Origin of the sequence: Rhodomicrobium vannielii ATCC 17100, assembly GCF_000166055.1 — a bacterium.
Classification (GTDB): domain Bacteria; phylum Pseudomonadota; class Alphaproteobacteria; order Rhizobiales; family Rhodomicrobiaceae; genus Rhodomicrobium; species Rhodomicrobium vannielii.
The window spans coordinates 2754915-2781584 of record NC_014664.1 but is presented as its reverse complement, the minus strand read 5'-3'; the positions used below and the strand labels follow the sequence as shown (position 1 = coordinate 2781584).

The following is a 26670-nucleotide window of genomic DNA, read 5'->3' as shown; positions in this document are numbered from 1 at the left end:
ATGTCCTTGACTGCTGCGCTCGATACCGCCACCGCAGGCATCTCCGTTGCTTCGTCGCAGATCGCGGTTCTTTCGCGCAACGTAGCGAATCAGAGCACGGAAGGGGCAAGCCGCAAGCTCGCCAATGTAGCCACGATAAACGGCTTGCCGTCGGTCGTCTCCATTACGCGCGTGTCGAACGCCGCCGCTCTGAAAAGTTTGTTGGCGGCAAATGCCGACGACGCGCGCGACGGAGCGGTTTCGGACGCGCTCGCGCGGCTTCAGAGCACGGTTGGGGCAACCTCGACCGATGACACCACGTCGCCAACCGCTCTCATCTCGGCTCTGTCGGACGATCTGTCGACCTACGCGGCATCGCCCGAATCTACGGCTGCGGCGAGTGCCGCCGTGCAGGCTGCGAGCGACCTTTCCGACGCGCTCAACGCAGCTAGCGATGTCGTGCAGCAGGTTCGCGCCGATGCGGACTCCGCCATCTCGGACTCCGTTTCGACCATCAATGACTTGCTGGCGCAGTTCCAGACCGTCAACGAAACGATTGTCAAGGGAACGGTCACCGGCGCTGACACCACTGATGCGCTCGATCAACGCGACGCTATCCTGCAAAGCCTGAGCGCCGAAATCGGCATCTCCACCGTGACGCGCTCGAACAACGACATGGCCATCTATACGGACAGCGGCGTCACGCTGTTCGACAAGGCCGCCCGTTCCGTCTCGTTCGAGGCGACGAATGCGTTCGCAGCGTCCACGCAGGGAAACGCCGTCTATGTCGATGGCGTGCCCGTCACCGCGTCGGGAGCGTCCTATGAAATCAAGAGCGGGAAGCTCGCCGGGCTGGTTGAGGTAAGGGACGATCTCGCGGTCACCTATCAGGATCAACTCGACGAAATCGCCCGCGGCCTGATTACCGCTTTTCAGGAAACCGATCAGAGCGCATCCGGCACCGGCTCAGCGCAGGCTGGCCTGTTTACTGACAGCGGGAGCCTCGTGGTCCCAACTTCCGGGACTGTTTCCGAGGGGCTTGCGGCGAGGATTTCGTTAGCGTCTTCGGTTATCGCTACTCCGACCCTGCTGAGGGATGGTGGCATCTCCACCAATGGAGCCGCCCCTTATGTTTATAATCCGAGCCCCGGCCAATCCGGCTACACGGACCGCCTGGATGGGCTGGTCGATAGCCTCAGCTCCAAAATGACATTCGACACCAGCGCCGGCGCAGGCACCTCTATCAGCTTGAGCGACTATGCCGCCGCCTCAGCCTCCTGGCTCGGCGTCAAGTCGCAAAGCGCATCGAGTACGGCCGCCTACAGCGCGACCGTAAAAAGCACTGCGGCGACCGCGCTCTCGAACGCCACAGGGGTGAACCTCGACAGCGAGCTCTCCAAGATGCTCGCGCTTGAACAATCATACGCCGCTTCGGCGAAGCTGGTTTCGGCCGTCGATCAGATGTTCTCGGATCTTCTCAACGCAATCTAGCCGGAGGGCGAACCTTGGTGAGCACAGTTTCCACATCAGTCCTCTATTCAATTGCGCCGGGCGCGGTTGCGGACACGCAGGCCAAGATCGCGAAGGTGACGGCCGAGACCTCAAGCGGAAAGATCTCCGATCCCGCTTCGGCTTTGGGAAGTCAATACGGGCTCTATCGAACTCTGCAGGCGCAATCGACAAGCTTGACCAATACGATCAACGCCAATTCCATCGTGCTGAACAAGATCAAGGCCTCGACCACGTCGCTCACCGCGATTTACAGCGATGCCGAGACGCTCAGCAACGCGCTCCTGTCGGCAAAGAGCACCGGGGATGTGAGCGCCCTCGCCACGCAGGCGAAGGGCATGGTGGAGTCCCTGATTACCTCCTTGAACACCAGCACCGGGGGCGCTTACGTCTTTGGCGGCTCGAACACAACCGTTACCCCGCTGAACGACTACTCGGACGCCGCGCAAGCCGCCACGGCGAGCGCCTTCTACGCGGCATTCGGCATGACGCAGTCCGATACCTCAGCAAGTTCGATCACGTCCAGCGACATGGCATCCTTCCTGTCCGGCGACTACGCCACGCTGTTCGATGACACGTCTTGGTCGGGCAACTGGTCGAACGCTTCTTCGACGAGGGGCACCGCGCGAATCTCTGAAGGGCAAACGGCGACAACATCGGTGTCCGCCAATGAAGAGGCGTTCCGGCAACTCGCCGAAGCATACACGATGATCTCCGACCTCGGCCTCGACAACCTCAATTCGACGACGCAGCAAACTGTCATAGTAGCCGCGCTTGAAAAGGTGAACAGCGCGATGGCGGGCATCAGTGGCATGCAAACCACGCTGGGCGTGTCGCAATCGCAGATCACGTCGACAAACGCCCGGCTCACCACGGAAAAAGCGCTGGTCGATAACTGGTCCAGCGAGCTGGGCGACTCGGATCCGACCGAGGCATCGGCAAAGCTGGCGCAGCTTGAGACGCTTCTCGACACGTCCTATACGCTGACCAACCGTATCTACAGCTTGTCGCTCGTCAACTATCTCAGCGTCTAATCAAGGCCGGGGACTTCACCATGTATCATTCGCCGTATCAGGAAGCGTTGGCGACAGACGTCAGGATGGCACGCAGCACGGAACGCGCGTCGATCCTGCGTTCAATCAACCTGTTACAAAGAGGCGCCGAGGCAGGCTCTCGATCGGCGGAAGCGATCGAAGCGCTCCTCTACACCAAGCGCCTTTGGGTTTTCTTCATAGAGCAGTTGGGCTTGCCCGATAACAGACTGCCGCACAAGCTTCGTGCGGATCTCATTTCGATCGGAATCGCGGTGCTTCGGCGCATTGAGGCAATCCGGCGCGGCGAAAGCAAGGATTTTGGCTTCATCATCGATGTGTCCCGATCCGTTGCAGAAGGCCTCAAATGACCCGTCCTTTTTCTGTCAGCCTCAAGCCGGGCGAGCGGATTTTCATCAACGGCGCGGTTTTGCGGGCTGATCGGAAGGTTTCGATCGAATTTCTCAACGATGTCGCGTTCCTGCTGGAAGCATACGTCATGCAGGCTGAGCGGGCCACGACGCCGATCCGTCAACTGTATTTCCTTATACAGGCGATGCTGATCGATCCGGGAAGTGCAGATAGCGTCAGAAAATCCGTGGTTGAGATAGCGTCGGAGTTGGGTGTCGATGCATCTAGCGAGTTGGGAGCCGCTCTGGATCACGTTGAGCAACTGGTCGATGGTGGCCGATATTTCGACGCGTTGAAGGTTCTAAGGCCTTTCGTGGCCGAATGTCTCCAGGGCAAAATCAAGGACGCAGGGAAACAAATCAATGTCCGTCTCGGCAACCGCCTCATCAGCAAATGCAACGTCGACGACATCAACGTCAACCAGCTCAACAAGTGAATCGAACACGCTTGACTATAACAGCTTTCTTCAGTTGCTTGTTGCGCAGCTTCAAAACCAGGACCCGACGGACCCGACGGACCCCACACAGTTTATCTCGCAACTGGCATCGTTTTCGTCGGTCGAGCAGCTTGTCAACGCGAACTCGCGGTTGGACACGTTGCTGACGCAGACTGCCATTTCGCAAGGGGCATCGCTCATCGGAAAGACGGTGACGTCGGCGGACGGAACCATTTCAGGCACGATCGCCTCCATCGAAATCAGTTCCTCGGGCTCAGTCGCAACACTGGCCGACGGGAGCACCATCGAGCTGGCTTCCGGCGTCGTCATCTCGTAGGCGGCCATGAACCAGGCAGACGCCATGGATCTCGTGAAATCAGCCATCTGGGTCGTCATTTTGGCTAGTGGGCCGATGATTGGCGCGGCGATGGCGGTCGGGATTGCCATCTCTCTGTTCCAGGCGCTGACCCAGATCCAGGAAGCGACCCTGACGTTCATCCCGAAAATCGTGACCGTCTTCGTCGTAGCCATGCTGACGGCGTCCTTCATCGGAAGCGTATTGCTTGGGATTTCCGAGCAAGCTTATTCGCGTATCGAGCACGGCTTCTGAACGGGAAGCCGGTTTCCCTAAACCACCACGGAGATCGAGCGTGTCGTCACCCCAGACGACCGGTGCGCAGCCCATTGCCGCCGGGATGAACAATCAGGATGTCGGGTTCGCCTTCGGTATCCTGTTTATCCTCACGGTGCTTTTCGTCCCCTTGCCCCCCGTGATCATCGATATCGGTCTCGCGATTTCGATCGCGTTGTCGGTTCTCATCCTGATGGTTGCGCTCTGGATACAAAAGCCGCTCGATTTCTCCGCCTTTCCGACTGTGTTGCTGATCTCGACGTTGCTTCGACTGTCACTCAACATCGCAACAACGCGCCTCATCCTCTCGCATGGCGCTGAAGGCTATTCGGCTGCGGGCTACGTCATCGCGGGTTTCGCGGACTTCGTGATGAGCGGCGACTTCCTGATCGGCGTGATCGTCTTTCTGATCCTCGTCACCGTCAATTTTCTCGTTATCACGAAAGGCGCCACCCGTATCGCCGAGGTCGGCGCGCGCTTCACTCTCGACGCTATCCCCGGCAAGCAGATGGCTATCGATGCCGACCTCGCCGCGGGCAACATCGACGAAAAGGAGGCGATGGAGCGGAGGCGCGAACTCGAAGAAGAGAGCGCGTTCTTTGGCGCGATGGACGGCGCGTCGAAATTCGTGCGCGGCGATGCGATTGCCGGTCTGATCATCACGGCCATTAACATCTTCGGCGGCATCGTAATCGGGGTCGTCAGGCACGACATGAGTTTCGCATCGGCCGCCGATGTCTTTGTCAAGCTATCGGTCGGTGACGGCCTCGTTACCCAGATCCCGGCGCTCATCGTCTCGCTCGCCGCTGGTCTGCTCGTTTCGAAGGGCGGCACGCGCGGCTCTGCGGAGAAAGTGGTTCTCAGCCAGCTCGGTAATTATCCGCGTGCGCTTTTTGTCGCCGGCGTTGTTTCGTGCGTACTCGCAGTCGCGCCGGGCCTGCCGTTTTTCCCCTTCGCCCTGCTCGCCGGGACACTGATGTTTGTGGCTTATTCGGAGCCGCGGCGAAAAGCCGGTCTCGCAACGCGTCAGGCAGCCGCGACCGATCGCCAGCGGGTTGAAGCGGAGGCGCAGGCGAAGTTGTCAGTCAGGGAGTCGCTCAGGCTATCAGATGTCGAACTTTGCCTCGGCAAGCAGATCGCAAGCGTCCTCCTGCCCGATTTCCAGGAAATCAGCCATCGCGTTTCCATCATACGTCGCAACTTCGCGAAACAATACGGCTTCATCGTCCCCGAGATAAAGCTGACGGACGACATTTTCATGCCGCCCAAAGCTTATCAGATCAAGATCCACGGCGCCGTCGTGGCCAGCGGGGAACTGCGCCTCGGAGAGGTGCTCGTGCTGACGGGAGACGGCCCGGTGCCTCTGGTCCCGTTCGAAGCGACGCGCGATCCAACCTTCGGCATCAAGGCGGTGTGGGTGCCGGATGGGTTCTCGGCGAAGCTGCGTGCGGAGGGCTTTACGCCGGTAGACCGCACTTCGGTTCTCCTGACCCACCTGGCGGAGACGCTGAGGAACAATCTCTCGCAACTGCTCTCCTTCAAGGACTACCGCCGGCTCGTTGACACGCTGGATCCGGAATACAAACGCCTTATGGACGAAATCGTCCCTTCCAGCTTGTCGAATTCGACGTTTCACGCCGTGCTGCGGCGTCTGCTTCAGGAGCGCATTTCGATCCGCAATCTGAGCCTCATTCTCGAGGCAGTGGCCGAAGTCGCACCGCATGCAAAGCGGGTCGAACTGATCGCCGAACATGTCAGGTCGAGGCTCGCGCAACAGATATGCGCGGATTTCTCCGATGGCGGCACACTCAGAATCCTCCGTCTCGGCCAACGTTGGGAAACGGCCATGCAGCAGGCGCTGCGCCGTGACGTGAAGGGCGGGATCGTCGAATTCGACATCAGTCCGGCCCTCATCGAGCAGTTCGCTCTGGAGCTGTCGGAGAAGGTCCGCGAGTTGATGGACAAGAAGAGCAACTTCGTTCTGGTTGCCGGGCCGGACATCAGGTTCTACGTGCGCATGATAACCGAACGCACTTTCCCAAACCTTCCGGTTCTGTCGCATCTGGAGATCGCACGCGGCATCCCCATCGTGCAGCTCGGTTCGGTCGCATGATTTCGCAAGCTCTCGATGCGCTGCCGGGTGGTGTGCTCTCGATATTCCTCGTGCTCTGCCGCATAGGCGGATGCCTGATGGTTCTGCCGGCCATCGGTGGCGCGCGAGTTCCGGTGCGCGTGCGCTTGATGGTGTGCCTCGCGATCAGCGTGGCGGTTGCGTTTGCGCTGGGGAACTTCGAAAGCGCGCGAGAAAGCTTGTCTTCGACGCCTTCACTCGTGTCGCTCGTCCTGGTGGAGACAGCAAAGGGGCTCGTCATCGGCATCATGATTCGCCTTTTCTTCGCGAGCTTCAAGTTTCTTGCCGTCGCGGGATCCGCCGCGCTCGGCCTCGCCATGCCGGTCAATGCCGTGGAAGAGGACGGAGAAACCACGCCGCCGCTGGCCGAGTTCGTCAGTTTGACCGCCGCGTTCCTGTTCCTCGCGACCGACCAACATCTCGAAGTGCTTAAGGCGCTTCTGCAATCGTACACGGTTCTGCCCATCGGAACCGGGATCGGACTCGCTCCCAGCCTGAGCGGCGTCGTCGACACCCTGAGGGACGCATGCCTCGTCTCGCTTCAGGTGGTCGCTCCCCTCCTCGTCTTCGCCTTCCTTGTGAACCTGCTGTTCGGCGTACTCAACCGCATCGCCCCTCAGACGCCCGCCTACTTCCTGTCGATGCCGTTCGTCATCGGGGGTGGAATGCTGATTTTTTACTTCACCGCGGGGGAGATGTTCTTGCTGTTCATGGGGGCCTTCGCGTCCTGGCTCCAAGAGATCTGAACCATGAAGAATTCTTTCGAACGCACCGAGCGCTTGCTGAATGCACATCGTCAACTGCTGCTGGCAGCGCGGGTTGAGGCAGAGCAGATGCGTGCTCTCATTGAAGACAGTAAAAGAGAGGTTGCAGTCGCCGAACGCTATTTGAGCGAGGCCGACGAAGGAAGTGTTCCGCCTCTTCTCGTGGTCCGCAGGTTGGCCGCCTGTGAAAACGCTGTCGAGCGAAATACCATTCTCCTCGAAGGTCTCGTTCAAAAAGCACTGGAACTGTCAAAGATAGAGACATTACTCAAAAAGCGTCTGGAGATGCGCAAGGACGACAAGTCCAAACTGGAATTGAGACTGTGGCTCGCTGAGGCAATCGATACTTTTCTTGACCAAGTCGCTCGCGGGAAGTGCCGCAATTAGACGATTCAACCAATCACCGCGGACAGAAACAGATGACGATCGATCAAGGGGCAGACCTCATAGTTGATGCAATGCGCGCGGCAAGTCCGCAGCGCGTACGGGAATCCACGGACCGTCTGAGGCTTCTGGCCGAAACGAATGGGCCGGTTCCTTCGATGGATGAACTGCTGGCGGAGCCACAGTTGCAGGCGGCGAGGCGCATGGCAGGTCAGGGGGCGGCGTCTCTTGCGGCCTTTCACCCGGCAACTTCGGGAGCGGCCGCAACGGGAAAATCTCCCTACGAACTGTTCGAGATTTCCGTGCTGAATACGCTGTTCGAGATCATGCTGCCGAAAAGCGCCACGGCCTTCGGTGCCGGATTTTCGGGCAACGTCTGGAAATCCATGATGTCGCAATCGCTCGCGGAGGCGTGCGGCCGCGCTGGGGCGCTTGGGATCGCGCACCGCCTCGAAGAGCGGTCGAAGATCGCTGGCGCGCGTGCCGCCGCACGATCCGCTTGATGAACTCTACCACCAAAAAAGGCTCAGCTTCTCAAGGGGGAGCATATGATTGACAGAGATAAAACAATAGGTGTTGCCAGAGTTGCGTTGAAGCGTCTCGTACGTACTCTCGACGCGGAGAACAAAGCTCTGGTTGCGCTCGACGCGAGGCATATCGGCGAGTTCAGCGCGGCCAAAACCGAGTCTCTTCTTGAGCTTCATCATATTGGCATCTCGATCTCGGCGCAGACCCTGCCGGACGATCTTAGGCCGCTCGTTGATCTTGCGAGGCAAAAGCTCGACCTTAACCAATGGTTGTTGCTGATGCATCTTGAAGCGGCGCGCGCCATTACCGCGACGATCATGCACGCGATCTGCGATTCCGAATCGGATGGCACCTACTCCAGATCAATACTCCGATAAGGGGGCTTTCGTGTTTAGAGACCTTGCCACTGCCGCGCTAATTGCTGCCGTTACTCTTGGAGCCGTCTTTGCCGGGGGCATCGCTGCCAACCGCGCCATCTCCTCGCCGCCCGCAGAGCAGGTGGCCGAAGAAATTCCGATCAAGTTAAAGCAGTTGACGATCCCGGTGATTGAGACCGGGGGTGTTCAGGGCTACGTGCTTCTTCAGATGTCCGTGGTAGCTAACGTCAAGTCGGGCGGTCATACGTCCAATTATATCGAGCTTGCCGTCACCGACGAGGCGCTGAAAGCGCTTTTCCTTAAGGACAGACTTGCTCTCTCGAAACTCACCAAGGACAGTCTCCCGAAAATTACGGACGACATCCGAAAAAATGCGAACTCGAAACTCGGGGGCGACACCATAAAGGAGGTCTTTATTTCGAGTTTGCATTTTCTGGGCAAGGAAGAACTATCCAGGCAGCAATGAGACCCGCGAGCGGCCGTCGCAGGTCTCGTCGCGCTCAGGACCGATGACGCGATTCTGTCTCTTCAACATCGATATCGGACAAGGCTTCGTCGATGGTAACTGTATAAGTGCCGCGTTCTCGGCCGAGACACCCCCGAAAGAGACGGTCGCCCTCATACTCGAAGAAGATATTTCGTTCGGTGCCTTCGAGTTCCAGCGTCTTGCCGACCTCCAGCTTGAACATCTGACCAAGTTCGATCTCCTTCCCGAGGATGACGGCGTCCATCGTCACCTCAGCGCGCGAAACTCGCTGGCTCAGCAGGCTCGTCCATCTTGGATCCACTGACGAAAGCATGGGAGCGCGTTGCCGCTCAAGCTTTTGCCGCACCGGGAGCAACACGTTCTGCGGGATGAGCACGAACATGACGCCACCAACGTCCAGCACCTGGAACAGGATTTGCGCGTGGATCAGCATCATGTTGTGCTGGCCGAGGCTCGCGAAATCGAGCGCAGTTTCAGTGCGCTCGGGAGCGAGCGTGATTTCGCCGACAGTCCGGAAAGACTCCGTGAAAGAGCGCGCCCCAAATTCGCAGATGACACGGCCAATCTTCGTCTCAAGCGCAGTAAATGAGCGCTTGTCCTCGTAGGGCAGTTCGCTGCCGTCGCCGCCATACATCGCATCGACGATCGAAAAGACGAGCCTCCGCTCCACCCCGATCACAATGCGCGCGTCCCATTCACGGCAGTAAAAAATGACCGAGACTCCGTCCGAACACGCCTCAAGCAGATCCCACGAATCGCCCGAGACGATCTGGTTGACGAAGGCGGTCACGGCCGGAGAGCAGTACTCGCGGAACTCGTCGCAGCAGGAGAGTGCCATGCCCTCGAAGATCGATGTGAGTACGGGTAGGCGGTCGAGCGAAAGTTTGCTCAGTTCTTTCAGCTTGTCGATGATCTCGACGCCCGCCCCGGTGGCGGCATCGGGCGATTGGCTTGCCATGCGTTCTCCAATGATCAATTCGAACCGTCGGCGAAATTAAGGGAGATAATGCCCTGCTCCGAAAGCTTGAGCGCGACGTCGGCAACTTCCCGTCTTGCGGTCTCGATCTCTTCCTCGGTCAGTCTCGGCGGGTTCGCCAGTTCCTGCTCGATGTTGCGCCTCGTGCGGGTGGGCATCGAGGAGAGGATGAGTTCCTTGATGCCCTCCTCCAGCCCAATAAGAGCGGGTGCGATTCGATCCGCTTCGATGTTTTCGAAAAGCTCGATCCGCGACTTCTCCGACATCTTTGCGATGTCCGAGAAGGTGAACATGAGATTGCGGACCATTTCCGCCTCTTTCGGACGGCAGGTTTCAAGACTTTGGAGCACGTCCTCCATCGCCTTGCGGTTCAGTCTGTTTACGATTTTCGCGACGCGCTCGTGACTGTTCTGGCCCGTTGCCTTCGCAACCTTGAGAATGAGCTCATCCCTGAGGGTTTGTTCGAGCAGCCGTATAGCGCCCTGCGTGACAAGCTTTGTCGTCAGCATCCGCCGCATGACTTCGTTGCGGTTAGGAATGATCGGCACGATCTCGGCCGAGAAAGAAATTCTGAGCTTCGACAGCACGAACGTGATGACCTGCGGGTGCTCGCGGTTCAGAAATTGTCCGATGACGTGCGGCGGAAGCTCTTCGAGCCGTGGCCATACCGCCTCGTTCATTCTGGCGCGAACGTCGGCCATGATCTGGCGCACCTGCGCCGGGGGCAAGACGCGGCTCAGCAACCCCTCGATCGCGTCGCCGGAGCCCTTGAGCCCGCCCTCGTTCGACAACTGAAGGAGAAAGTCGCCCGCAATCTGGTTGATGATCGCCTGCGGCACCGCGCCCAAACGAGACGCGGAGCGCGCCACCGCACGGATGTCCTCTTCGCCGAGATGCGGAAGAAGCTTGGACGCGTTTTCAGCGCCAACCGCAAGCAGAAGCGCGGCCGCCCTGTCCGCCCCGCTCAATTGTCGCGGGGGCTCCTGGTCAATGATAAGCGTGTCGGTCACGTGGTCCACCGGTTGAGACTCACTCAACCCAGACATGATTCAGCTTGCGCAAAACCCACGTCGCCGCACGAACCCCAAAAAAAATTTGTCCGCGAATTGCGAAATGCCCTGCGCCTGAGGCCCCGAAACATTTTCACGCTCAAACGAAGGAAACGCCCCGCGCACAACGGGGCGTTTCCCAACAGGGGCAACTGTTATCAAAATATGCTCGCTTGCGGGGAATGATCGGCCGAGGTGCCATCAATGCGAGCGCGTCCTGCAGAATGCAACCTGCTGTGGAAATAGGTATAAGAGCGATACCTTAACAATATCTAACCAGCGGCGGGGTGCCGCAAAAAATAACAACCGCAGGTCGCAGTCGGTTGCAACCAGCCCTTAATATGTGCGCGGTATACCTCCTACAGGTTGAAAAAAACAGGGGCGACGGCGTCAGAGCCAGTGGCTCCGTACGAAGGGGGCTTCGTTGACATCCACAGATGCGAAGACACTCGAACTTCCGGGCACCCTGGATATCAGGACTGTTCCCGAGCTTAAAGAGAGCCTCGTCGCGATGCTGGCCGTCTCACCGGACCTGCGCGTCATCGGCTCCGACGTCGCCATCGCAACGACACCCGGCCTGCAATTGCTGATGTCTGCCGCCTGCTCTGCCGAAAAGCAGGGTGGGAGTCTGGTCCTTGTCGATCCGTCCCAGACGCTGCAGGCCGCATTCACGGACATCGGTTGCAGTTCGCTAATAACAGATTGGAGCAAGGCCGATGGCTAAGCGCGTCCTCACCGTCGACGACTCGAAGACCATGCGCGACATGGTCGCGTTCACTCTCAAAAATGCGGGCTTTGACGTGGTCGAAGCCGAAGACGGCCAGAAGGGTCTCAGCGTGCTCGGCAGCGCCAACGTGGACGTCATCATAACCGACGTCAACATGCCGAATATGGATGGGATGACCTTCATCAGGCATGTGCGGGCCCAGCCCCAATTCAAAGCGACCCCGATCCTCGTGCTGACTACGGAAGGCAGCGATGAGACGAAGCAGAAGGGCCGCGAGGCTGGCGCGACTGGCTGGATCGTAAAGCCGTTCTCGCCCGAGAAGTTGCTGCAAGTTGTAAACAAGGTTTGCCCGTAACGCGAGGCTCAGATGTCTTCCGACCCAACTTCCGCGCTGGACCTCAACCAGTTTCGGGCGACATTCTTTGACGAATGCGCCGAAGTCCTGCCAGATCTGGATTCGCGCCTTTCGACGCTGGATGCGAACGCCGCCGATTCCGAGAACCTGAACGCGATCTTCCGCGCGGTGCATTCGATCAAGGCTGGCGCGGCGGCTTTCAATTTCCGGTCGCTCGTCACATTCGCGCACGGCTTCGAAGCCCTGCTCGACCGGCTGCGTGATGATCGCATGGAACTCAGCGCGGATGTCGCGAGCGTTTGCCTCCGTGCTGGTGACGTGCTTGCAGCCCTCGTGGATGCCGCGCAGATGGACACCGCCATCCCCGAAGGCTTCGGGGCGGACGTCCTTGCCGAGGTTGAGGGGTTGATGAACTCGGATGTGGGCCGCGCCTCTTTTCCGGAAGCGACTGCCGCCGCGACCGACGACGGCGAGATGCGGATCTGGCGCATCACCTTTACGCCTCACCGCGAGCTGTTCCGCCACGCCAACGAGCCGCTGCTTATCATCCGTGAACTGAAACGACTCGGCGAACTCGACGTTTGCTGCGACCGCTGCGAACTGCCCGACCTGGAGCGCCTCGATCCAGAGGAGTCCTATCTCGGGTTTTCGTTCAGGCTGCGGACCAAGGCCTCGCGCGCCGCTATTGATGAAGTCTTCGAGTTCGTGGATCAGGATTGCGATCTGGTCGTCGAAGTGGAGCCTGCCGAGACGCCGAGGGAAACGAAAGTGCCGCCGCGCGCGCTCTCCGAGTCGCTTCCTGCTGCGGGTCGCGATGGCTCCGAACGCAAGGCGAAAAGTCCGAGCTTCGTCCGCGTCGACCTTGCTCGCGTCGACCGCCTTATCAATATGGTCGGCGAACTCGTCATCACGCAGGCCATGCTGACCCAGCAGCTTTCCGAGCACGGAACGAATATGCGCGACCAGCGCGTGCAGGGAGCGGATGAGCTAGCAGCGCACATACGGGAGTTGCAGGAGTGCGTGATGGCCATTCGCATGCAGCCCGCGCGCACGGTCTTCGCGCGCATGGGGCGGCTTGTGCGCGACTTGTCTCACAAGCTCGGCAAGAAGGTGCGCCTGGTCACTTCGGGTGACGAGACGGAGGTGGACAAGACCATCGTCGAGGAATTGGTCGATCCCATCACGCACATGATCCGCAACGCAATCGACCATGGCATCGAAATGCCCGAACTGCGCCTTGCGGCAGGAAAGCCGGAAGAAGCGGTGATCCACCTCTCCGCTACGCAGCGGGCCGGCAACATCCTCATCACCATCGCGGACGACGGCGCGGGCATCGATACGGAAAAGGTACTGGCGAAAGCCATCAGCAAGGGCATCGTCCGCGATGATGCCAAGCTCAGCGAAGAAGAGATACACGAATTGATCTTCGCCCCCGGATTTTCCACGGCCGAAAAGGTGACTGAGGTTTCCGGTCGCGGCGTTGGAATGGATGTCGTGAGGCGCAATATCGCCAGCATCGGCGGCCGCATTCACACGAATTCTGTGCAAGGCCAGGGCTCAAGCTTCACACTCGTGATCCCGCTCACGCTCGCGGTGCTCGACGGGATGCACGTTGCGGTTCGTGAGGAGAAGTACATCATCCCGCTGGCGAGCATCGTGGAAACCGTGCGTCCCGACAGGCGACAGATCCGCTCCGTTGCTGGCGGCGATGTCATCTTTATTCGCGGAGAGTACATCCGGCTCATTCATCTGCACCGGCTTTTCAATGTAGCGGGCGAAGGCGAGGACTCGCATCCGTCGCTCGTTGTCGTGGTCGAGACGGAAAACGGCACCAAGGCGGGCCTCGTGGTCGACGAACTGATCGGCCAGCAGCAGTTCGTTTTCAAGAACCTGAATGAGAATGCCGATCCCGTGCCGGGCATTGCCGGCGCCACGATCCTCGGCAATGGCCGCGTCGCCCTGATCCTGAACCTTGAGGATATCTGCTCGATCGCGAGTGCCAGCCTGGACCGCTATCCCAAATCTGAGCGCGAACATGGGGCCGATATGCCCGACCAGATGCCAGCTTTCCCAAGGGCGTCAGCGTCCATCGAGCCCGTCTTGCAAGCGCAGGGCTAAATCCCGAACATCGTTGCAGAGAGAAACGAACATGACCGAAGCGGCATCCGCAATCCCGAAAAAAAAATCCGTAGACGGATCGTCAAGCGACGGTGCGTCGCAGCAGTTCATCAGTTTTTCCATCGGCGGCGAGGAATACGCCATCGACATTACCGCTGTCCGCGAAATCCGCGGATGGAGCGGCACGACCTCGCTACCCAATCAGCCCGACTACGTTCTTGGTGTGATGAACCTGAGGGGAACGATCATCCCCGTCTACGATCTGAAATTGCGTTTCGGCACGGGTGCGACGGAAGCGGCCAAGTCCAAAATCGTCATCATCGTGGCGATCCGCGACCGGACGGTTGGCCTTCTCGTGGACGCCGTATCCGACATTCTGACGATCGAGACTTCGGAAATACGCCCTGTTCCTGAAATGGATCGCGGCGTCGTGGCGGAGTTCCTTTCCGGCATCGTGTCCGTAGACGGAACGATGGTGGTCGTCCTCTCGCTCGAACACCTCTTCCAGCGAGACTACGCCGACGCGACACTCGAAATCGAAGAAGCCTCAGTCCAGTAATGCAACGCTTCCCGCGATAAAAGCAGTCAAAAATCATCGGAAAAAGGTTCCATCATGTTTAATATCGGCACCAAAGCCAAAAAAGTCGCCGGAAACCTGTTCGGGAAAGACAAGAAAATCGCGGAAGAACACGCGTTGCTAAGTCAGGTGCGGCGCCTCGCAGATGTCGCCTCCAATCCGCTGATGATCATCGATCGCGATTTCAAGATCATCTATGTCAATGACGCGTCGAAGGCTCTTGTCAGGAAGGTGCGGGATCGCTTGCCAGCGCGCGCCCAAAATCTGGATCCCGATAACATGACGGGAGTCTCCGCTGACATCTTTCACAAGGAGCCGACGCACATCCGGCGGTTGCTCGACGATCCGTGGCGGCTGCCTCATAAGGCCGACGTCAAGGCCGGCGGGCATACCTTCGAGCTTTGCATAAACGCTATCCACGGAGCCGATGGCGCTTATGTCGGAAATGTTTTCGAATGGGCCGATGTGACGGAAATCCGCGACATCATCTCCCGCGCGAAGGCCGAGGAGGAAGCCAGTCAAAGGCTCCGCGCGATCATCGAGTTTACGCTCGACGGTCACGTCATCACGGCGAACCCCAACTACCTCAATATCATGGGCTTTACGCTGAACGAGATCGTGGGACAGCATCACAGCATGCTCGTGGACCCCGAAATTCGCGGCACCGAAGCCTATCGGAGCTTTGTGCAGAAATTCGAGCGGGCGGAATTCTTTCGCGGGGAAGGCAAGCGCATCGCCAAGGGCGGCCGGGAGGTCTGGATCGCGGCGAGCTACAATCCCGTTTTCGACCACAACGGGAAGCCAGTGAAGATCGTCGCTCACGTGACGGACATCACCGAGCAGAAAAAGGCAAATCTCAACTACGAAGCGCAGCTTGCCGCCATCAACAAGAATCAGGTGGTCATCGAGTTCAGTCTCGACGGCAAGGTTCTGCACGCCAACGAGAATTTCCTGACGATGGCTGGCTATACGCTTGAGGAAGTCCGAGGCCACGACCACGACATGTTTCTCGATCAGGAGTTGCGGGGATCGAACGAGGTTCGGGCAATTTGGGATCGCCTTCGCCGCGGCGAAGCCTACAGCGGGCAGTTCCGCCGCATCGGCAAGAACGGGCGCGTGTTCTGGCTTCAGGCCAGCTATAACCCGGTCCTGGACTTCAATGGCAAACCCATAAAGATCGTTGAATTTGCCACGGATATCACCCAGCAGAAAATAACCGAGGCTCAACTCGTCAAAACCGTGGCCGATATCCGCGGCGTCATCCAGGCCGCAAAGGAATCGGACTTGACCCGCCGCGTTCCGATCGACGGGAAAAACGGGGATCTGCATGAGTTGTCCATCGGAATCAATGGCTTTCTTGATGAGATGTCGGCCATCATCGGCTCGATCCTGAATGCCTCGTCGACCATCGCCGCCGCCACCGCCGAAATCGCGACCGGCACGAACGACCTTTCGCAGCGGACGGAGCAGCAGGCGTCGAGCCTGGAAGAAACGGCTGCTTCGATGGAAGAAATGGCGTCGACCATCAGGAACAACGCCGACAATGCCGGCCGGGCGAACCAGTTCAGCGTAAATGCGCGCACGCTTGCGAGCGATGGCGGTTCCGTGGTGGCAAAGGCAGTCACCGCCATGTCGGCCATCGAGCACTCGTCGAACAAGATCTCTGACATCATCAGCGTCATCGACGAGATTGCCTTCCAGACAAATCTCCTCGCCTTGAACGCTGCAGTTGAGGCCGCGCGCGCCGGGGATGCGGGCAAGGGCTTTGCCGTTGTGGCGTCGGAGGTCCGCTCGCTGGCGCAGCGCAGTTCGGTCGCGGCGAAGGACATCAAGGCGCTTATCGTCGAGAGCGGACGTCAGGTGAAGGATGGCGTGAAGCTCGTCGCGGATACCGGCACGGCGCTTCAGGAGATTGTTGTCTCCATCAACGGCGCGGCCGATATCGTCTCCGAAATCGCCGCGGCGACAAAAGAGCAGTCGACTGGGGTCTCCGAGATCAACAAGGCCGTGGCGCAGATGGATCAGATGACGCAGCAGAACGCCGCGCTTGTGGAGGAAGCCGCCGCGTCGAGCCGCACTCTCCAGAGCGAGGCGGAGGCCATGTTCGAGCGGCTTTCGGCGTTCCGACTTGAAAACGAAGCGGGAGCGCCAGCCGCAGCAAGATCGGTGGCTCCGAAGACGGTTCAGCAAAAGCGGTCTCCCCGGGCGGGCGAACCGAAGGCGAACGGGGCTCATCGCGCCAATGGAGCAAGCGCCCAGTACTGTGGCACGCGCTCGAAAGCCGCCACCGAAGAAAATGACTGGCACGAGTTCTGATCGCCGATGCCGTCGCGGAGCCTGACATCCGCGCCACCTGAAGTGTCGGGGTTCGCCCCGGCACTTCCTCCAGACAGTATCCAGCCACGTGAAGCGGCATCAGCCTCTAACACAGATAGTGCCATGCGAGTAAAAGCCGAGCTAATGGAGCCGGGAATGATGAGTTCCTCCTCCGCCACGGAGTTTCCTTTCACGTCCGCCGATTTCCAGACTATCGTCGGCATCGTTTACGAGCGAAGCGGCATTGTCCTTAACACGCACAAGCGCGATATGACCTATTCACGGCTTTCGCGGCGTCTGCGCGTGCTGGGTCTCCGCTCCTTCCGGGACTATTGCGCACTGCTGAAAGGCAGGGAAGGAGACCGCGAGGTCGGTTTTCTGATCGACGCCATCACGACGAACCTCACAAAATTCTTCCGGGAAGCGCACCATTTCGATTTCCTGAGGGAGCAGATCCTCACGCCGGCCGCGCAGCGCAGAAACGGAGAGCGCCCGCACATCCGCCTGTGGTCGGCTGGCTGCTCCTCCGGCGAGGAACCTTATTCCATCGCAATGGTCGCCGCCGCGCTTCAACGGGAGACGATGGCCGACTGGGATCTGCGCGTACTTGCCACCGACCTCGACACGAACGTGCTGAAGAGGGCCAGGGCGGGCATCTATTCGCGGGCGAGCCTGGAAAGCGTTCCGCCGACGATGCGCGAGACATTCTTCGACCGGCGTCCCGAAGACCGCAGCTCATCGCAGGTCCGACGCAATATCCAGGATCTCGTGTCCATAAGGCAGCTCAACCTGCTGACAACCTGGCCGTTCCACGGGAAGTTCGACGCGATCTTCTGCCGCAACGTGATGATCTACTTCGATGCTGAGACCAAGACGGCACTGATCGAACGGTTTCATGCGCAGCTCAAGGAGGGCGGCTGGCTTTTCGTCGGCCACTCCGAATCGCTGCTCGACCATCAGACGCGCTTCAAACTCTGCGGACGTACCGTCTATCGAAAGATCGGACAATGACAGCACTCAGGCGCGCCGTTCACTATCCGCGATCGCGGGTTTACGTCCACCGGCTCGGCACCCATGCGGTGCGCATCCTGCCAGGCGAGACCTACATCGCGGGGGACAAGGATGAATCCATCGTCACCGTGCTTGGCTCCTGCGTCTCCGCCTGCATCCGTGACGTTACGGCGGGCATCGGTGGCATGAACCACTTCATGCTCCCCGAAAGCGAGACGGGGCAATGGGGCGACATGCTGAGCGAGGCCAATCGCTACGGGAACTTCGCGATGGAGGAACTGATCAACAAGATCCTCAAGGCGGGAGGTCACCGCTCGCGACTCGAGGTCAAGCTGTTCGGAGGGGCGAATTTCTTCGGCGGGGCGACGTTGATCGGCGACAAGAACGCGAGTTTCGCGCGGCGCTACGTGAAGGATGAGGCGCTGCATGTGGCAGCAAGCGACCTCGGCGGCGTTCTCGGGCGCTGGATTTGCTACACCCCATACACAGGCAAGGTTGCAAGGTTATTCTTGCGCGGCACGCAGAAGGCGCAGGTCGCCGAGGAGGAACGTCGTTTTGGCGTGACCCTCGAAGGGCAGCACGTCGGCGGCGATGTGCAATTGTTTGACTGAGACCGAATCCATGGCCGAGCGCAAACCCATACGTGTTCTTGTTGTCGATGACTCCGCCCTCATGCGGCGGCTCATCACGAGCATTCTTTCGTCCGATCCCGAAATCGAGGTCGTCGGCGCGGTGAACGATCCCTTCGCCGCGCGGGAAAAGATCAAGGAACTGAATCCCGATGTAATAACCCTCGACGTGGAGATGCCGCGCATGGACGGCATCGCTTTCCTTGAGAAGATCATGTCGCTGCGCCCGATGCCCGTGGTGATGTTCTCATCGCTCACGCGTGAAGGGGCGGACGTGACGCTTCGGGCGCTCGAACTGGGGGCGGTCGACTTTCTGACCAAGCCTGACGGGGCGCTCCAGATAGGGCTCGCGGAAAGGCAGGCCGAAATCATCGCCAAGGTCAAGGCGGCGGCGAGATCGCGCGTGCGGCAGATGCCGTTGCCCTCAAAGCCAGCCGTCCGATGCGGGCCTTATCCTCTCGAGAGGATCATCGCCATCGGTGCATCGACCGGCGGCGTGGAAGCGATCAACCATATCCTGCGGGCGATGCCAGCGGACAGCCCGGGCATCGTCATTACGCTGCACATGCCGCCAAAGTTCACGGCAAGCTTCGCGCGCCGCCTCGACGACGTTTGCGCCGTGAAGGTGAAGGAGGCCGAGACCGGCGACGTGGTTTTGCCCGGCCATGCCTATATCGCGCCGGGTCACGCGCATCTGCGCATCAAGCGATCCGCGACGCACTACGTCTGCATCGTCGATGGCAATGACCGGGTGAACGGCCACTGTCCCTCGGTCGACACCCTGTTTTTCTCGGTCGCCGAGAAGGCAGGGCCCGAGGCCATCGGCGTCATCCTCACGGGAATGGGCCGGGATGGCGCGGATGGACTGCTCGCCATGCGCAAAATGGGCGCCCGCACACTCGGGCAGGATGAGGCGAGTTGCGTGGTGTACGGCATGCCGAAAGTAGCTTTCCAGCGCGGTGCGGTCGAGGCCGAAATCGCGCTCTCCGATATGGCGGGGCAGATCATGGCGCTCCTGAGCGGCGAAGGCCGTCGAAAGCGAGCCGCCGCCGCTCAGCCTCATGGGATTTCCTCGAACAGCAGAGACGCGAAATGACTCTCCCCACCGCGCATGCCATCAGCCCCGCCACACTTGTTTCGCTCGAAGCTGATGGCGCCGACTATGAAGACGGGTTCCTTCGAAAAGCGCTCGACTCCGCCGCCGTGCAGGAGGTGTCGCTGAAGGCGCTCGTCAGTGAACTGTCCGATACCTCGCGGGACATCGAAACGACCGTGCAAACTCTCGTCGGTCGCTTTCAGGACATCGCCTCGACGGCGCGCGGGCAGATCCAGTCCGTTCAGGAACTGCTGGACGCCGAAAGTTCCATCGAACTGAACGGCGCGACCGTCGCCCTCCCGGAACTCGCGACGAACATCGCTTCGATCTTCAATCAGCTGTTCGACAAGATCATTCGCTTGTCATCGGGGGCCACGGCGCTCGTGTCGGCGCTCGACGATGTCCAGCAAAAAGTGCAGTCGATGCAGAAGTCGCTGGCGCAGATCGAGAAAATCAACAAGCGGACGAACCTGCTTTCGCTCAACGCCAAGATCGAGGCGGCGCGCGCGGGCAGCGCCGGGCGGGGGTTCGTGGTGGTCGCAACGGAGATTGGCGACCTGGCGCGCAGCGTCAACACACTGTCGGACACCATCAAGCGCCAGATGTCCGAGGTGGCGGAAGGCGTTCAGCGCGGCGATCTGCTGCTCAAGGAAATTTCTTCCATCGACATGTCGCACGAGAAGGAAAAAGCCCAGGAACGCATCCGCGCCATGGTCGACAGGCTGCTCGATCAGAACGCCGCGATTTCGAGCAATCTGTCCACAACCGGAGTTTCGTCGCGCCATATCGAGGAGGCGGTGGCCTGCGCGGTGAGGGAGCTGCAATTCCAGGACCGCGTCACGCAGCATATCCAGAATATCTGCGGCGCGCTTGCGCTTCTCGCCGTGAAGAACGCCGACCTCGTAAAGGAAGGCTTTGCTGAAACGCGCGTTTCCGCCGCTCCCCCGCATGCAACGGCACTGCTCGAAGAGGTCGCCCGGACATTCTGCCTGAGTGGAATGCGCGAGCGTTTCGCGGACGCGACCGGCCTCCCTATCGACCGCAGCAAACCGGAACCATCCGCAGAGGCTTTTGGCGACGGCCAGGTTCAGCTCTTTTAGGAGGCTTGCATCATGACTTCCACACTTACGACGTTTCTTTCGATCTCAAATAACTACAGCAAGTGGACCGAGATCACCGCGGCCGAACCTTCCGTGGCTAGTCAGACCGAATATTACAAAGCCAACATCGGCAATATCACGTCCGCTGATGAACTCGTCGGCGACTACAAGCTGTTCTCCTACGCGCTGACTGCATATGGCCTCGGAGACGAGGTTTACGCAAAGGCGTTGTACAAAAAAGTGCTGTCCGAAGGCACGGATAAAGGCAGCCTTTCGTCCAAGCTTGGCAAGCTCGGAGTCACGGAACTCGCCAAAACCTTCAACTTCGAGGAGAACGGCACATCGACCACGACCTCAGACGCGGTCCAGAACGATGTCGTAGATCTGTATCTTGCCCAAACTTTGGAAGAAAAGCAGGGCGAGACAAACGAAGGCGCTCAGATGGCGCTTTATTTCTACCGGAACGCGTCGAAGATCGACAGTGTGTATGATATCCTCGCCGACAAGACGCTTTTGAAGACCGTCTATACAGCGCTCGGCCTCTCCGAATACACGGCGGCGATGAATATCGACAAGCAGGCCTCGCTTCTCTCCAAGGCACTGGATCTCAACGACTTCAAAGATCCTCAGAAGCTGACGAGCTTTATCGCCAAATTTTCCACGTTGTACGATTCGGAGAACAACAACACCGCCAGCGACTATGTCAGCGCGCTGTTCGGGACATCATCCAGCAACGGCGTGGTGTCGTTCAGCGTCGACCTTCTTTCCAGTGTGCAAGGTCTCTCGCTCGGCGGAGCTTGGCGCTAGCGACGCGGGGTCAGCCCGGCGCAAGCGACTCAGCCATGATGCAACCTGAAGAGGATTAAGATTGTGACCATCGCTCTTGGACTATTCGTCACCTTGGGTTGCATGCTCGCCGGCTATGTCTGGATGGGCGGGCATGTCGCCGTCATCTGGCAGCCTGCCGAGTATCTGATCATCTGCGGTGCAGCCATTGGAACCTTCATCGTCGCGAATCCGATGAAGGTCATCAAGGATACAGGCAAAGGCATCGTGGATGCACTCAAAAACTCGGAACCCAAGGAATCGGATTACCTCGCTGTTCTCGGTTTTCTCTACGCGTTGATGCGGGAATTCAAGAACAAGCCCAAGAGCGAGGTCGAGAAACATATCGACGATCCATCGAAATCATCGATTTTTGCCAATTACCCCGAGGTGCTTGCGAAGCCGGATCTGACGCAATTCATTTGCGACTATGCCCGGCTGCACATCATGGGGAACGCGCGGCCAGCAGAAATCGAGGCGCTGATGGATGAGGAAATCCAGACCATCAGGCACGACGGCTTGAAGCCCTATCATGCGCTCCATGCCGTCTCGGAGGCTTTCCCTGCACTTGGGATTGTCGCGGCGGTTCTGGGGGTGATCAAGGCCATGGCGGCACTCGACAAGCCGCCGGAAGTGCTGGGCGAACTCATCGCTTCGGCGATGGTCGGCACCTTCGCCGGTATCTTCCTGTCCTATGCGGTCGTCGCCCCAATCGCGACAAAGCTCAAGACGGTGCGGGAAAAGCAGCTCCACCTTTATATGCTCGTAAAGCAGACATTCCTCGCCTTCATGAATGGCGCGATGGCTTCCGTCGCGGTGGAACACGGGCGGAAAATGATCTCGGCCCATGAGCGCCCCACCATCAATCGCGTCGAGGAGAGCCTGACAGGGACGCCTGAGGCCAAGGCGGCCTGAAGTCGCCCGCCTCGCACTTAACCGAATGACACGGGATACCGATGATGCAGGAAATTATCTCAGATGAAGTTCTCTCTGTTGGTGGCGATGTCGCTGAAGAGGTTACAAGAGCGGCGGCGAGCCTGATAGGACTTGGCAAGGGCGGTGATCCAGGCAGTCTCGAAAGGGTGTTGCGCATCCCGCTCTCTCTCAAGGTTCTGCTGGGCTCCGCATCCATGCCGATCTACCAGGTGACCAAACTGGGCAGGGGGGCAGTCATTCCTCTTGACCGCAAGGTGGGCGATGCCGTCGACGTGATGATCAACGGCAGAATTATAGCGAAGGGTGAGATCGTGGTGCTCGACGAGGAGGGCTCTCGTTTCGGCGTTACGCTCACCGAGATGATCGACAACACGAAGCTATGACGCTGAGCCGTTTTTACTCTTGATGGACGTAAAAGCGCAGTCCAGCCTCGCAAAACCGGTGTGCACGGTGAACGGCCTTGCCGTGGTCGGAGGTGGGACTCTTGGCTGATAACTCCGAAACCGACAACAAAACCGAGGCGCCGAGCGAAAAGCGCCTTCGCGACAGCCTCGACAAAGACGGCGGGCCGTCGTCCCGTGAGGTGAACTCCGCTGCGGCGCTGTTCGCGCTTGTGCTCTTTCTGATGACGATGGCCCCGGCGGATTTCGGCGAGGTCGTCAAAAATCTGTCCGTCTTCATTGAGGATCCGTCCGGTTTTAGCCTCGAAAACGGAGCAGACGCGTTCTTCATTCTGCAACTGGCAGGTCTGACGATCTTCAATTTTGCGTTGCCGCTTGTTCTCATGCTGCTGGCAGCAACTCTGCTGGCGTCCTTCGCTCAGAACCCGCCGACGTTGATATTCAACAAGATCGCGCCCGATCTCGCGAGGATCTCGCCCCAGGCGGGGCTGAAGCGACTATTCGCATTCGACGCCGTCGTTGATCTTCTGAAGAGCTTCATCAAATTTGGCATTGTCGCGATCGCCTTCTACGTTGCGTTCCAGGGGGGTGCTGCGGCGCTCCTCGTGCTCCAAACTGACTCGGCGAGCACGATCGAACTGATCAAACGGCTTGCGTTCAAGGCCATTCTCATCTGCGCCTTAGCCTGTGCTGTGCTAGCGGTTGCTGACGTCTTCTGGACGCGCTTTCGATGGCTTAGAAAACTCAAGATGAGTCGACAGGACCTTAAGGACGAACACAAACAGTCCGAGGGCGACCCCATGCTGAGGGCGCGGGCGCGCGCGATCGCTCGCGCTCGCGTGCGGCGTAACATGATGACGAGCGTGCCGAACGCGACCGTGGTGATCGCCAACCCCACCCATTATGCCGTCGCGCTGCGCTACGTCCGAGGCCAGGACCGAGCGCCGCAGACGCTGGCCAAAGGCAAGAACAAGCTCGCGCTGAGAATACGAAGCATAGCGGAAGACAATAATGTCCCGGTCGTGGAGAACAAGGCTCTCGCGAAATCGCTGCATGACGCGGTGCGCGTCGATCAGCCTATTCCGCACGAATTCTACAAGGCGGTGGCCGAAGTCATCATCTACATCAATAAAAAAGGGGGGTAGCGCTGAACGGAAGCGGCGCGGGAAGTTCTCCCCTTGCGTGTAGATCGCGCGCACAACGGGCTGAGCCGCTTCTGATTCCAATCAAAGCCATAACGCTTTGGCGCGCATGCGAAAGAAGCACCGAATCCCGCGTGGCTTCTTTTTTGGACCAACCCAGCTAACAGCTCGTTACGGCAAGCTTGCGCATCAGCCTGGCCGCGAGAGTCGTGACCAATCAGCTAAAATTATCCATAAATTGCAGATGGTTAAGCTGCCATTCGACCGAGCGACACACGTATGAACAGTTTCAGATAAGAAATGCAACCTATTATCTTAAATGGTTGTAAAGCGTTTTTGAGTCGAACCCATTCTCGACGGACGGGCGCTTCCTGCATGACGAACGTACTCGATATCGCATCCCTTCAGGGCAGATGGCTTTTCGCCAAGGAACGAGTTCTCGCGCAAAACGTCGCTAACGCAAATACGCCGGGATACAAGGCGGCGAACATCGTCCCATTTGAGGCCGTGATGCACGACATCAGGCTACAGATGACGTCGACAAGTCCGATGCACCTCCGGGCGGAAGTCTCGCAGATTAGCTCTACTGCGCAGGAAGACGCCGCCGGCGGCGAGACGTTCTACTCGGGCGGTGACGTGAATCTCGATCAGGAGATGCTCAAGAGTTCCGAAGTCATGCGCGATTACGCGCTGAACGCTTCGGTCGTGAAGACTTTTCACAGCATGATTTCGCAGGCGGCGAAAGGGTAATGACGATGGACAATCTGTCGGCCTCTCTTGCCATCGCGGGTTCTGGTCTCTCGGCGCAGTCTCAGCGTATCCGTGTCGCGACGGAGAATCTTGCGAACTCCGAATCGACCGGCAAGACGCCCGGCGCGCTTCCTTATACCCGCAAGATCCTGAGCTTCGATCAGGAACTCGATGCCGCAACGGGGGCGGAACTGGTGATCATCGGCGATGTCGATGCGGACCGGTCTCCCTATCGCATTGAAAACATTCCGGGTCATCCGGCAGCCGACGCTCAGGGCAATGTCAAGCTCCCGAATGTGAACGTTCTCGTGGAACTCGCGGACATCCGCGAAGGCACGCGCAGTTACGAGGCGAACCTGCAGGTTATCAAGCAGGTGCGCCACCTGGAAACACTCACCATCGATATTCTGAAGGTTTGACCATGACAATTTCTTCGCTTGCCTCTTTCGCCATCTTCGATCCTTCGGCGTCGTTCGCTCTGGAGAAGAAGACTGCCTCCGCCGGCGCTGCCACGACCGATTTCTCCAGCGTGCTGGCCGCGCTTGGGCAGCAGACGGCCGTCGATGTCAAGGCTGGCGAAAGCGTCGCCGCTGCGGGGCTTCAGGGCCGCGCCTCGACACAGGAGGTTGTGCAGGCCGTTTCCAAGGCGGAGCTATCGCTGCAGGCGGCGCTTGCCGTGCGCGACAAGGCCGTCTCGGCCTATCAGGAACTCACCCGGATGACGATTTAGCGAGGCCATCATGCGCGCTCTTTCTGTAGCTGCGACCGGCATGGTCGCTCAGCAAACGAATGTGGAAGTTATCGCGAACAATATCGCGAATGCCAACACGGTCGCTTTCAAGCGCTCGCGGGCGGAGTTTGCGGATCTGCTTTATCAGTCGGAGCGGGCGGCAGGCGTTCCTAACCGAAGCGACGCCGATGCTATACCCGAGGCCTCACAGATCGGCCTTGGCGTGCAGCCAGTCGCCATCAGAAGCTTGCATACACAGGGCTCGCTGACCAAAACCGGGAACTCGCTCGATCTAGCGCTCAACGGCCGTGGGTGGTTCCAGATCACCGGCGCGAACAACGAGACGCTTTATACGCGTGCGGGCACGTTCAGCAAGAACGCGTCGGGCCAACTCGTGACGCCGGACGGTTACACGGTTATCCCGAGCATCACGATCCCTACCAACACCACGTCGATCCAGGTCAACACCGACGGAACGGTTTATGTCGACCCCGGGACGGGGGTCATGGCGCAGGTCGGGCAGCTGACCATCGCCACTTTCGTGAACGATGCAGGACTGGAGGCGCTTGGCAACAACCTCTTCCGGGAAACGATATCCTCCGGAAGCGCTCAGGTTCAGGTGCCAGGTAGCGAAGGTTATGCGACAGTCCAGCAGTATTACGTCGAAAGCTCGAACGTCGATCCGGTTCAGGAGATTACAAATCTGATCTCGGCCCAGCGCAATTACGAGATGAACTCCAAGGTCATTCAGGCCGCGGATGAGATGTTCCAAGTCCTCACGAAAAATAATCTTTGATGGGTAGCATCATGAAAAGCGTCATGATCACTGCGGCAGTGGCCGCCCCGTTTTTCCTCGCCACCCCATCCTTGGCGGAGGAGGGCGGGCGAATCGTTCCCGTGCCAAAGCGCGCGCTGTATCCGGGGGACGTCATCACCGAGGAAATGCTGACGTCGAAGCAACTGTCAGAAAACGAGAACGCTAGCGCTTTCATTACCGAAGCCAGCGGCGTAGTTGGCAAGACTTCGCGACGAACCTTGTTGCCGGGGCTGCCAATTCCGAAGGTTGCAATCCGGGAGCCTGTGGTTGTTCGCCAAGGCAAGGCCGTGTCGCTCGTCTACGAGTCCGACACAGTGCGCATAACGGGCCTCGCCATGGCGCTGCAATCCGGCAGCGTTGGCGAAACCATCAGCGCGCGCAATCCCGATTCGGGCGTCGTGATTCACGGTGTGGTCATGGCAGACGGCAGCGTGCGGGTAAACTGAG

The 26670-nt window shown here is 59.1% G+C and carries 32 protein-coding genes; 29 read left to right on the top strand and 3 right to left on the bottom strand.

What is annotated here, in order from left to right:
* The 10 genes from flgK (at window position 1) to RVAN_RS12850 (ending at window position 7779) form a co-directional block, all read left to right on the top strand.
* Entirely contained in the window at window positions 1-1470 is a 1470-nt protein-coding gene (gene flgK, locus RVAN_RS12895) for a flagellar hook-associated protein FlgK (protein WP_013420154.1), read from the top strand.
* Between the two features lie 17 nt (window positions 1471-1487).
* The gene (locus RVAN_RS12890; protein WP_013420153.1) at window positions 1488-2522 is read left to right on the top strand and encodes a flagellar hook-associated family protein; all 1035 of its coding nucleotides are present in this window, start codon (window positions 1488-1490) and stop codon (window positions 2520-2522) included.
* A 20-nt stretch (window positions 2523-2542) separates the two neighbouring features.
* The gene (gene flaF, locus RVAN_RS12885; RefSeq protein WP_013420152.1) at window positions 2543-2890 is read left to right on the top strand and encodes a flagellar biosynthesis regulator FlaF; all 348 of its coding nucleotides are present in this window, start codon (window positions 2543-2545) and stop codon (window positions 2888-2890) included.
* Window positions 2887-3366 carry a flagellar biosynthesis repressor FlbT gene (locus RVAN_RS12880; protein WP_013420151.1) on the top strand — a complete coding sequence of 160 codons (480 nt, stop codon included), beginning with the start codon at window positions 2887-2889 and terminating at the stop codon, window positions 3364-3366. Before flaF ends, RVAN_RS12880 begins: the two co-directional genes overlap by 4 nt.
* Window positions 3293-3703 (top strand): flagellar hook assembly protein FlgD, encoded by a 411-nt coding sequence (flgD, locus tag RVAN_RS12875; RefSeq protein ID WP_041787599.1) that lies wholly within the window; start codon window positions 3293-3295, stop codon window positions 3701-3703. The genes RVAN_RS12880 and flgD overlap by 74 nt, the downstream gene beginning before the upstream one ends.
* A gap of 6 nt (window positions 3704-3709) precedes the next feature.
* A complete protein-coding gene (gene fliQ, locus RVAN_RS12870) occupies window positions 3710-3976 on the top strand; it encodes a flagellar biosynthesis protein FliQ (RefSeq protein WP_013420149.1) in 267 nt (88 codons plus the stop codon).
* A gap of 85 nt (window positions 3977-4061) precedes the next feature.
* Window positions 4062-6110: a flagellar biosynthesis protein FlhA gene (gene flhA / locus RVAN_RS12865; RefSeq protein ID WP_049779411.1), complete on the top strand. Its 2049-nt coding sequence runs from the start codon at window positions 4062-4064 to the stop codon at window positions 6108-6110.
* Complete coding sequence (locus RVAN_RS12860; RefSeq protein ID WP_013420147.1) at window positions 6107-6874, top strand: flagellar biosynthetic protein FliR; 768 nt, start codon at window positions 6107-6109, stop codon at window positions 6872-6874. Before flhA ends, RVAN_RS12860 begins: the two co-directional genes overlap by 4 nt.
* Window positions 6875-6877: 3 nt before the next feature.
* Window positions 6878-7279 carry a hypothetical protein gene (locus tag RVAN_RS12855; protein WP_013420146.1) on the top strand — a complete coding sequence of 134 codons (402 nt, stop codon included), beginning with the start codon at window positions 6878-6880 and terminating at the stop codon, window positions 7277-7279.
* A 32-nt stretch (window positions 7280-7311) separates the two neighbouring features.
* The gene (locus RVAN_RS12850) at window positions 7312-7779 is read left to right on the top strand and encodes a hypothetical protein (protein WP_013420145.1); all 468 of its coding nucleotides are present in this window, start codon (window positions 7312-7314) and stop codon (window positions 7777-7779) included.
* Between the two features lie 6 nt (window positions 7780-7785).
* Here the strand turns inward: RVAN_RS12850 and RVAN_RS20520 are convergent, their stop codons facing one another.
* On the bottom strand, window positions 7786-8127 hold the full coding sequence (locus RVAN_RS20520) for a hypothetical protein (protein WP_169309551.1): 342 nt from the start codon (window positions 8125-8127) through the stop codon (window positions 7786-7788).
* Window positions 8128-8191: 64 nt separating this feature from the next.
* Between RVAN_RS20520 and RVAN_RS12840 the strand changes: the two genes are divergently transcribed.
* Window positions 8192-8647: a hypothetical protein gene (locus tag RVAN_RS12840; RefSeq protein ID WP_013420143.1), complete on the top strand. Its 456-nt coding sequence runs from the start codon at window positions 8192-8194 to the stop codon at window positions 8645-8647.
* Between the two features lie 34 nt (window positions 8648-8681).
* Here the strand turns inward: RVAN_RS12840 and RVAN_RS12835 are convergent, their stop codons facing one another.
* Entirely contained in the window at window positions 8682-9626 is a 945-nt protein-coding gene (locus tag RVAN_RS12835) for a FliM/FliN family flagellar motor switch protein (protein ID WP_013420142.1), read from the bottom strand.
* 14 nt (window positions 9627-9640) lie between these two features.
* Complete coding sequence (locus tag RVAN_RS12830) at window positions 9641-10690, bottom strand: flagellar motor switch protein FliG (RefSeq protein ID WP_013420141.1); 1050 nt, start codon at window positions 10688-10690, stop codon at window positions 9641-9643.
* 427 nt (window positions 10691-11117) lie between these two features.
* Here RVAN_RS12830 and RVAN_RS12825 point away from each other — a divergent pair, with 427 nt between their 5' ends.
* From RVAN_RS12825 to flgA, 18 genes are all read left to right on the top strand, one after another.
* Complete coding sequence (locus tag RVAN_RS12825; RefSeq protein ID WP_013420140.1) at window positions 11118-11417, top strand: STAS domain-containing protein; 300 nt, start codon at window positions 11118-11120, stop codon at window positions 11415-11417.
* The gene (locus RVAN_RS12820) at window positions 11410-11775 is read left to right on the top strand and encodes a response regulator (protein ID WP_013420139.1); all 366 of its coding nucleotides are present in this window, start codon (window positions 11410-11412) and stop codon (window positions 11773-11775) included. The genes RVAN_RS12825 and RVAN_RS12820 overlap by 8 nt, the downstream gene beginning before the upstream one ends.
* Before the next feature lie 12 nt (window positions 11776-11787).
* Window positions 11788-13893, top strand: a complete 2106-nt coding sequence (locus tag RVAN_RS12815) for a chemotaxis protein CheA (protein ID WP_013420138.1) — start codon at window positions 11788-11790, stop codon at window positions 13891-13893.
* Between the two features lie 31 nt (window positions 13894-13924).
* A complete protein-coding gene (locus tag RVAN_RS12810) occupies window positions 13925-14452 on the top strand; it encodes a chemotaxis protein CheW (protein WP_013420137.1) in 528 nt (175 codons plus the stop codon).
* Between the two features lie 54 nt (window positions 14453-14506).
* Entirely contained in the window at window positions 14507-16786 is a 2280-nt protein-coding gene (locus tag RVAN_RS12805; protein WP_013420136.1) for a methyl-accepting chemotaxis protein, read from the top strand.
* A 156-nt stretch (window positions 16787-16942) separates the two neighbouring features.
* Window positions 16943-17797 carry a CheR family methyltransferase gene (locus RVAN_RS12800; protein WP_041789153.1) on the top strand — a complete coding sequence of 285 codons (855 nt, stop codon included), beginning with the start codon at window positions 16943-16945 and terminating at the stop codon, window positions 17795-17797.
* The gene (locus tag RVAN_RS12795; RefSeq protein ID WP_013420134.1) at window positions 17794-18408 is read left to right on the top strand and encodes a protein CheD; all 615 of its coding nucleotides are present in this window, start codon (window positions 17794-17796) and stop codon (window positions 18406-18408) included. Before RVAN_RS12800 ends, RVAN_RS12795 begins: the two co-directional genes overlap by 4 nt.
* Before the next feature lie 10 nt (window positions 18409-18418).
* On the top strand, window positions 18419-19522 hold the full coding sequence (locus tag RVAN_RS12790; RefSeq protein ID WP_013420133.1) for a protein-glutamate methylesterase/protein-glutamine glutaminase: 1104 nt from the start codon (window positions 18419-18421) through the stop codon (window positions 19520-19522).
* Window positions 19519-20622, top strand: a complete 1104-nt coding sequence (locus RVAN_RS12785; RefSeq protein ID WP_013420132.1) for a methyl-accepting chemotaxis protein — start codon at window positions 19519-19521, stop codon at window positions 20620-20622. The genes RVAN_RS12790 and RVAN_RS12785 overlap by 4 nt, the downstream gene beginning before the upstream one ends.
* 12 nt (window positions 20623-20634) lie before the next feature.
* A complete protein-coding gene (locus tag RVAN_RS12780) occupies window positions 20635-21429 on the top strand; it encodes a DUF1217 domain-containing protein (protein ID WP_013420131.1) in 795 nt (264 codons plus the stop codon).
* A 63-nt stretch (window positions 21430-21492) separates the two neighbouring features.
* On the top strand, window positions 21493-22362 hold the full coding sequence (motA, locus tag RVAN_RS12775) for a flagellar motor stator protein MotA (RefSeq protein ID WP_013420130.1): 870 nt from the start codon (window positions 21493-21495) through the stop codon (window positions 22360-22362).
* A 41-nt stretch (window positions 22363-22403) separates the two neighbouring features.
* On the top strand, window positions 22404-22766 hold the full coding sequence (locus RVAN_RS12770) for a FliM/FliN family flagellar motor switch protein (protein ID WP_013420129.1): 363 nt from the start codon (window positions 22404-22406) through the stop codon (window positions 22764-22766).
* A gap of 92 nt (window positions 22767-22858) precedes the next feature.
* Window positions 22859-23929 (top strand): EscU/YscU/HrcU family type III secretion system export apparatus switch protein, encoded by a 1071-nt coding sequence (locus tag RVAN_RS12765; RefSeq protein WP_245257987.1) that lies wholly within the window; start codon window positions 22859-22861, stop codon window positions 23927-23929.
* Window positions 23930-24301: 372 nt separating this feature from the next.
* Window positions 24302-24676, top strand: a complete 375-nt coding sequence (locus tag RVAN_RS12760; RefSeq protein WP_013420127.1) for a flagellar basal body rod C-terminal domain-containing protein — start codon at window positions 24302-24304, stop codon at window positions 24674-24676.
* On the top strand, window positions 24676-25095 hold the full coding sequence (flgC, locus tag RVAN_RS12755) for a flagellar basal body rod protein FlgC (RefSeq protein ID WP_013420126.1): 420 nt from the start codon (window positions 24676-24678) through the stop codon (window positions 25093-25095). Before RVAN_RS12760 ends, flgC begins: the two co-directional genes overlap by 1 nt.
* 2 nt (window positions 25096-25097) lie before the next feature.
* On the top strand, window positions 25098-25406 hold the full coding sequence (locus RVAN_RS12750) for a flagellar hook-basal body complex protein FliE (protein WP_013420125.1): 309 nt from the start codon (window positions 25098-25100) through the stop codon (window positions 25404-25406).
* Between the two features lie 10 nt (window positions 25407-25416).
* Window positions 25417-26202 carry a flagellar basal-body rod protein FlgG gene (gene flgG, locus RVAN_RS12745; protein ID WP_013420124.1) on the top strand — a complete coding sequence of 262 codons (786 nt, stop codon included), beginning with the start codon at window positions 25417-25419 and terminating at the stop codon, window positions 26200-26202.
* Between the two features lie 23 nt (window positions 26203-26225).
* Window positions 26226-26669, top strand: a complete 444-nt coding sequence (gene flgA, locus RVAN_RS12740) for a flagellar basal body P-ring formation chaperone FlgA (protein ID WP_169309550.1) — start codon at window positions 26226-26228, stop codon at window positions 26667-26669.
* Window position 26670: the final 1 nt, after the last annotated feature.